Raw genomic sequence first — 6,976 nt, forward strand, 5'->3', positions numbered from 1 at the left:
GACCGGAAATGCTCACGCCGGCAGCAGTGACGAGACCAGCACCGCCAGCGCGGCCAGGTAGGCGACCAGGAGGACCCTCGTGATCGCCGTCGACAGGTGGTCCCACTCCAGGTTCCAGCCGCCGGAGTCGTCGAAGTGCAGGGCCGACGTGGTCATCAGCGACCGCCCCAGACCGAATCCGACACCGGCGGCGACGGCCGTCAGCGGCGTGGCGAAGAGCAGCAGCACCACCGCGGTCAGGTACGCCAGCCCGCTGGGCAGGTACGTCCGCACCCCGGTGCCCATCTCCAGGCCGAACTGGAAGGGCCCCGCGAACCGTCCCAGCCGGAAGACGCTCTCCGGCACCAGACGCTTGTTCTCCGGCAGCGCGAAGCGCAGCACGCCGAATTCACGCAGGGTCACCACCAGGGCGGCGACCAGCACGATCCCGATCCGCACCGGCGGCGGAAGCGGGGCTCGCAGCAGGGAACCGACAAGCAGCAGGGCCGCCGCGATGACGACGCCGCCGGCGACGAGCCCGAGGCAGAAGTAGAGAGCGGGGAGACCTCGCCAGACCGGCGAGCTCAGCACGGCGGCTGAGTTCCTGCTTCAAGTGGAGCCGCTGGTCGCGAAGCCGGCCGTCAGTGCCAGGCCCGCCACGAGCAAGGCCGTGGGCCACCGCCCGTCGTACCGAAGGCCGGCTGCCGCCACGATCACACCCAGGCCGACCACCAACCCCATACCGGTGTACGGATGCCAGAACCGCCGCCGCAGCACGGCACTTCGGGATCCGGGCACGGTCAGTACCGGCAGATGGTGAAGTAGGTGTTCGTCGTGCCGCCGGCCGAGACCGTGGTGTTGCCGTCCGAGCAGCGCCACCAGACACCGTCGGGGGTGGTCCACCGCCACGCGTTCTTCTTCGTCGTCGCGCCGCAGGAGTTCGAGACCGGCTTGTAGGTGTAGGTGACCGGCTCGTCCCGCACCGTGCCGGAGCGATGCCACCCCGAGGCGCAGTAGGTGCTGCCCCGGTACGCGCCGCCGAAGCAGGCAGCCGCCCTGGCGGTGTGCGAGCCCACGTTGTCCTTCTGTGGCGAGTAGCCGTTCGGGAACGCGTCCTTGCAGTCGTTGCGATCCCAGCCGGTCAGGCCACCCGGCCCGGTCTCGGCGTGGGCCGGTGACGAGAAGCGGGAGGTGGCGGACGCCACGAAACCACCCACCGCGAGCGCGCTGAACGCGATCCCGCGCAGGACCGTTCGGCGCTGCGGCTTCACCCGCAGCCGGGTCAGCGCCCTGCTCCGCGGCGCGTCGGGCGCAGCAACGGACAGGTCGGGAATCTGCTCGAACGTCAACGTCATGACGCACTCCCCTCGCGGTGCGCGATCTTCTTCCGCACCATGTCGAACTGCCGCTCGGCCGACCCGACGTCGACCGGCAACGAGAGATCGACCACCTGGCCGTCGGCGCGGACGGCCATCAGCACCGGCGGACTCAGATGGGCGATCTTCTGCCACTCGTCCCGGTCCGACACCACGTCGAACTCCTGCCGGACGGCCTCCGGCCACTGCTCGACGTCCTCGTAGGTGAGCAGGACCGGGCGGACCCCCGCCGTGCCGGCCAGTTCGGCCAGTCGCGCCGTCACGGCACCGCACAACGGGCATCCGGTGTCCGAGGCGAGCACGACGCGATCCGCGCCGTCCGTCACCGCGGCCCCCAGCACCAGGTCGGGCCCGGCGGACGAGTAGCTGACCTCGCGGACCACCAGCGCGCGGAGCATCCGGACCTCCCGCAGGAGCGCCCCGACCGCCAGGAACAGGATGAGGATGGCGATCCAGTTCAGGATGGTCAACGCCACCGACGGCGACATCAGCCGACCGTCCAGGAGATGTTGATCTGCTCCAGCCAGGCGAGCTTGTCGGCATCCGTCACCGCGTCGTCGGCGTCGGCGAAGACCACCTCCGCCATCGCGGACGGAAAACCGAGGGTGTACGTGTAGTCGGTCAACTGGGCGGCCGACGTGACGCCGGGCAGCGGCGAGCGCCACACCTCACCGAACATCGTCCGAGCGCCCTGATGGCGCGGCTGAAGGCTGGCGGCGTGGGCGGGCCCGGGGATCGACAACGACCCGAGCCCTTCGGCGAACAGCGCGATGTGCTCGCTCATCGTGCCCAGCAGCGTCTCTCGTCTGGGCCGTACCACCATCCCACGCACCTGGTCGGCAATCTCCAGCGTGGCGAAGAGTTCGACAAGCCGCTCGCGGCGCGGCGCCGGCCCGCCGAACACCGTCATCAGCTCGTGGTAGTCACCGATCAGCGTGGCGACCGAGGTGTGCTTGTCGAGCGACTCCGACACGACGACCTCGCGGCCGTGGACGAGGAAACGGTCGACCGGATTCGCGGCAACCATGTAGGTGCAGGCGAATTCGTGATATCCGCGAGGCCCGATCTGAAATCCGCGCCCGTAGGCACCACTGGCGAAACGAACGTGGGCCGCGACGCTGGTGACCCGAGGAAGTTCGGCGAGCTCGACATTCACCACCGCGGCACTGGGTGCCACCAACTCAAGACTCTGACCGGGCACTTGATCTCCCTCCCTGGTGGCCAGACCGTAGCAACAGCGCCAGCCGACAAGTGTCCTGTGTGGCATTTGGTGCAGGGCCCGTACGCACCGTGAACGCGGGTGCCGCTTCGGGCTATCCGCCCCCGAGCATCCATATCGCCAGTGCGAGCCGCCGAGATTCGGTGGATAACCGCCGACGAGGTCGACTCGACCCGAGTCTTTGTGTTCCTGACGCTTCGCCCTTTTTCGCAGGTGAGAGCGAAACCACAGTGCGGTGATCGAACGATCACCCGCCCGCAGACGTCGACCGTTGCAGGGGCATGCCTGGTCGCCGGCCGGATGCCGACGAGCACTCACACCGAAGGGACTCCAAGCGTTGCGTCCAGGTCAGGCATTGCGCTTCGTACGATCTCGTCGTCCGCTCGCCCGGACCGCGCTCGTGTTCGCGGTCGTCGTGGCCCTGGTCGTCGTCGCCACCGCAACGGTCTACGGATGGCCGCTGCGCAGCGCCGAACTACAGCGCGCCGAGGCCGAAGTACTCGACTTCGAGTCGGCGAGGCAGCGGGCGACGCAGATCATCGCGGCGGAGACAGCCGACACCGAAGTGGACCCGGGCTGCCGGAGTCAACTCCTGACCCACGACACCAGGAGCGCGAAGGCCGTGCTGCTGCTGCACGGCTACACCGGCTGCCCCGGACCGTTCAGCGATCTGGCGAAGCTCTACTTCGACCAGGGCTACAACGTGTGGGTTCCCCGCGCCCCCCGACACGGCCTCAACGACCGCACGGCGCACGCGGCGCTGCGGGCCGACGAGCTGACCGAGTATGCGAACGCCGCCTTGAACCTGACCGCCGGACTGGGCGACGAGGTCGGGGTCGTGGGCCTCTCCGGTGGTGGGATGCTCGCCACCTGGTTGACCGGGCACCGTCCCGACGTGGTGAGCCGGACGCTCGTGCTGTCACCCTTCTACAAGCCCAACGCCGTACAGGCGCCCGGTTTCGCGATCAAGCCCCTCATCGTGCTGTACGGGTTCGGCATCCTGCCCGACCGGACCAACTCCAACGGCTTCTCGTACGCGGCGTTGTCGCAGTACCTCCGGCTCGTCCGGAACTTCAACGCCGACCCGAAGAACCCGAACCTGCGCGAGATAGCCGTGGTCACCTCCGCCAACGACGACCTCATCGACCATCAGGAGGCGCTGGGCATCCCCCGGGCGATCGCCGATCGCAACGGCATCACGCTGTCGACGTACGAGTTGCCGCGCGACTTCGGCATCGGCCACGACATCGTCAGCCCGAAGGCCCTGCTGGGCAGGACCGACGAGCTCAACCGGCTCTACCTGGATCTCTACGAGGGCACCGCCCGCCCCTGACCGGCTCGCGGGCGCGACGGGTAGTCCCTTTGTACTGGCCCGCCCGCCTCGGACCGCCGTCAGTCGATCCCGGTCCCCACCGTCGAGCCAGGACGGGGCGGGGGCGTTCCCGAGCTGTCGGCGACAGCTCCACCGCTGACCAGTTCCGGCACCAACCACCCGGCTGCCGCCGTGACGGCGGCAGCCAGCCACAGTTCGAGTCCGGGTCGGATCACCGCACCGGCCACTGCCGCCGTGCCGACCGACCCGGCGACCGCTGTGGCTGCGGCTGCGGCTGCGGCTGCGACTGCGGCTGCGGCGAAGATCAGCGCGCGGATCACCACCGGGAGCCCGGTGGATCGGCCACCCGCCAGGCAGCCGCAGGGTGTACCGGGTCGACGCCGTCGAAGCACCTCGGCGTAGCCCGCCAGGACGGCGTAGGCGACCGCGAGCAGGGCGTATCCGACCGTCGACAATTGCGGTACGAGCAGCACGACGCCAAGGACCACGACGGCGACACCGACCTCGGTGGCACCCAGCAGCCGACCGGTCCAGATCCGGACGACGGACGGCAGCAGCGCCTGTCGGGCCAGCAGTGACCGAACCCGCTGCGGGCGGGCGACATGGCCGACACCGGCGACGAGCAGCAGCAACGCACCGCCCAGGGCCACCACGGTCACCAGCGTCGAGAACCCGCTCACCGTGCCTCCTAGGTCCGGCCGGCACCAGGTGGGCCGCGTGAACCGGCGGTGCGCAGCGACGGCGCGGTCGCCCGCACAAACCCGGCGAAGCGGTGTCTGCGGCGGTCAGCCGGGAACGACGACTCCCCCGTCGATCGCGGCAGCGGCGATGTCGGAGCGGTGGTGCGAGCCCTCCAGCGTCACCTCGCGTACCAACTGGTAGGCGGCATCGCGCGCGGCGGCCAGGTCCGCGCCGGTGGCCGTACCGCAGAGGACCCGGCCGCCGGCGGAGAGCAACGCGCCGTCGGAGGCCCGGCGGGTGCCGGCGTGGATGATCCCCGGACGGTCCGCCCCGGTGATCACGTCACCGGTACGCGGCGTGGCCGGGTAGCCCTCGGCCGCGACCACGACGGTCACGGCGGCACCGGCGCGCCAGCGCAGCGGCGGGTGGTCGGCCAGCGTGCCGGTGGCGGCGGCGTGCAGCAGCCCGGCCAGCGGAGTCTCCAGCAGAGCCAGCACCACCTGGGTCTCCGGGTCACCGAAGCGGGCGTTGAACTCGATCACCCGAGGGCCCTTGGCGGTGATCGCCAACCCGACGTAGAGCAGACCGGAGAACGGGGTGCCCCGGCGACGCATCTCGGTGAGCGTCGGGTACACCACGTCGCGCATGACCTCGTCGACCAGACCGGCCGGGGCCCAGGGCAGCGGAGCGTACGCCCCCATGCCGCCGGTGTTCGGGCCGCTGTCGCCGTCGCCGACCCGCTTGAAGTCCTGCGCCGGCAGCAGCGGCACCGCCGCCTCGCCGTCGGTCACCACGAACAACGACACCTCGGGGCCGTCGAGGTACTCCTCGATCACCACCCGGCCGCACTCCTGTGCGTGCTCCAGCGCCACCGCCCGGTCGTCGGTGACGACGACGCCCTTGCCGGCCGCGAGTCCGTCGTTCTTCACCACGTACGGCGGGCCGAACTCGTCGAGCGCCCTGCCGACGCCCTCGGCCTCGGTGCAGGTGTACGCCCGAGCGGTGGGCACACCGGCGGCGGTCATCACGTCCTTGGCGAACGTCTTCGACCCCTCCAGCCGGGCCGCCTCGGCGCTCGGCCCGAAGACCGGGATGCCCTTGGCGCGTACCGCGTCGGCAACCCCGGCGACCAGCGGCGCTTCCGGCCCGATCACCACCAGGTCCGCCGCCACCTCGACGGCGAGCGCCGCGACGGCACCCGGATCGACGATGTCCACCGACCGCTGCTGGGCGACCTCCGCGATCCCCGGATTACCCGGCGCGCAGATCAACTCCGAAACGGACGCATCCTCGGCAAGCCGCAGCGCGAGCGCATGCTCCCGCCCCCCGCCACCCAACAACAAAACCCGCACGACCCGGCATCCTACCCACCCCCACCCCCACCCCTGTTGATCAAGAAGTTCGCGTCTCAAATCCGGCTGTCGGAGACCAAAACCTCTTGATCAACTCTGCGTACGGCGGAGGGCGCGGCGGACGGTTTCGGGGATGTAGTCGGGGCGGAGGGTGTCGGCCCAGGTGAAGCGGAGGATGCGCCAGCCGGCGTTGACGAGGCGGTTCTGTCTGAGGCGGTCCTCGTAGAGTGCTTGGGGGGTGCGGTGTGGGTCGCGGCCGTCCGCTTCGGCGATCAGCCTGGCGGTGCGCCAACCCAGGTCGCCTGTTCCCAGTAGGTAGCCGTCCTTGTCGCGGACCTCCAGTTGCAGCGTCTCGGGTGGGACGCCGCCGTCGACGCACCTCAGGCGGGAGCGGGTCTCCAACGGTGACTGCGCCCGGCCGTCCGCCTCGGCCAGCCAGGTCCGCGCCGCGACCGCACCACGCCGTCCCCTGATCAGAGCGGGGATCATCGCAAGGTCATCCTCGATCAACAGCTGCCGGTTGAGTGCGGAGTCCAGAAGGCAGATGGCCGGGTAGCGGGGGACCCGAAGGATGGCATCCGCGACGGTACGGATCGCGGTCGTGACCGGAATTCCGGCGACCATGGCGACCTCGGCCGGGTCGAGGGTGAGCTGGTGCACCACCAGATCGGGGTCGGTGGTGCGCTGCGGGCGCGGTCGGTCCACCGGCACCGACACGCGGATCTGGGAGGTGGCCCGCAGGCCGGCGATGGTGTGCAGCTCGGCAGCGGTGTCCAGGACCGCGACCGCCCCGGGCCCCAGGCTGTCCACGGCCGCGCGGATCCTGCCCCGCCGAAGTCCGAGCACATCCCGCTCGGCATTCGGCACGAAGCGCCCCCGAGCCACCCTGCTCCAGCGCCCCGACCGGACGAAATGCCGGACCTGATCCCTGGTGTACCCGGCCGACAGCGCCTGCGCCGCCGTCACCACGCCGTCGCGGCCAGCACCCAACTGGCACAACCGCTCACATTCACCCACCCACCCAACCTGCCGTACC

General features: G+C 70.5%; 8 protein-coding genes. 1 reads left to right on the plus strand and 7 read right to left on the minus strand.

Annotation, left to right across the window (positions count from 1 at the left end):
• Nucleotides 1-12 precede the first annotated feature (12 nt).
• The 4 genes from C1A38_RS23265 to C1A38_RS23280 all read right to left on the minus strand — a co-directional run bounded on the left by C1A38_RS23265 (nucleotide 13) and on the right by C1A38_RS23280 (nucleotide 2,556).
• The gene (locus tag C1A38_RS23265; RefSeq protein ID WP_102659863.1) at nucleotides 13-570 is read right to left on the minus strand and encodes a hypothetical protein; all 558 of its coding nucleotides are present in this window, start codon (nucleotides 568-570) and stop codon (nucleotides 13-15) included.
• A gap of 209 nt (nucleotides 571-779) precedes the next feature.
• The gene (locus C1A38_RS23270) at nucleotides 780-1,334 is read right to left on the minus strand and encodes a hypothetical protein (RefSeq protein ID WP_102659864.1); all 555 of its coding nucleotides are present in this window, start codon (nucleotides 1,332-1,334) and stop codon (nucleotides 780-782) included.
• A complete protein-coding gene (locus C1A38_RS23275; protein WP_102659865.1) occupies nucleotides 1,331-1,843 on the minus strand; it encodes a hypothetical protein in 513 nt (170 codons plus the stop codon). Before C1A38_RS23275 ends, C1A38_RS23270 begins: the two co-directional genes overlap by 4 nt.
• Nucleotides 1,843-2,556 (minus strand): hypothetical protein, encoded by a 714-nt coding sequence (locus C1A38_RS23280; RefSeq protein ID WP_233196980.1) that lies wholly within the window; start codon nucleotides 2,554-2,556, stop codon nucleotides 1,843-1,845. Before C1A38_RS23280 ends, C1A38_RS23275 begins: the two co-directional genes overlap by 1 nt.
• Before the next feature lie 418 nt (nucleotides 2,557-2,974).
• Between C1A38_RS23280 and C1A38_RS23285 the strand changes: the two genes are divergently transcribed.
• Nucleotides 2,975-3,907: an alpha/beta fold hydrolase gene (locus tag C1A38_RS23285; protein ID WP_158244935.1), complete on the plus strand. Its 933-nt coding sequence runs from the start codon at nucleotides 2,975-2,977 to the stop codon at nucleotides 3,905-3,907.
• A gap of 59 nt (nucleotides 3,908-3,966) precedes the next feature.
• Here the strand turns inward: C1A38_RS23285 and C1A38_RS23290 are convergent, their stop codons facing one another.
• The 3 genes from C1A38_RS23290 to C1A38_RS23300 form a co-directional block, all read right to left on the minus strand.
• On the minus strand, nucleotides 3,967-4,587 hold the full coding sequence (locus tag C1A38_RS23290; RefSeq protein WP_102659868.1) for a MauE/DoxX family redox-associated membrane protein: 621 nt from the start codon (nucleotides 4,585-4,587) through the stop codon (nucleotides 3,967-3,969).
• Between the two features lie 105 nt (nucleotides 4,588-4,692).
• The gene (gene purD, locus C1A38_RS23295) at nucleotides 4,693-5,940 is read right to left on the minus strand and encodes a phosphoribosylamine--glycine ligase (protein ID WP_102659869.1); all 1,248 of its coding nucleotides are present in this window, start codon (nucleotides 5,938-5,940) and stop codon (nucleotides 4,693-4,695) included.
• A gap of 90 nt (nucleotides 5,941-6,030) precedes the next feature.
• On the minus strand, nucleotides 6,031-6,976 hold a 946-nt coding region (locus C1A38_RS23300; RefSeq protein WP_233196981.1), incomplete at its 5' end, for a type IV toxin-antitoxin system AbiEi family antitoxin domain-containing protein.

The organism is Verrucosispora sp. ts21 (genome assembly GCF_002879555.1).
In the GTDB taxonomy this organism is placed as follows: domain Bacteria; phylum Actinomycetota; class Actinomycetes; order Mycobacteriales; family Micromonosporaceae; genus Micromonospora; species Micromonospora gifhornensis.

Bases quoted from the DNA above. Each gene is read 5' to 3' on its own strand.
- C1A38_RS23270 (WP_102659864.1), bottom strand. From the start codon at position 1,334: ATGACGTTGACGTTCGAGCAGATTCCCGACCTGTCCGTTGCTGCGCCC.
- C1A38_RS23275 (WP_102659865.1), bottom strand. From the start codon at position 1,843: ATGTCGCCGTCGGTGGCGTTGACCATCCTGAACTGGATCGCCATCCTC.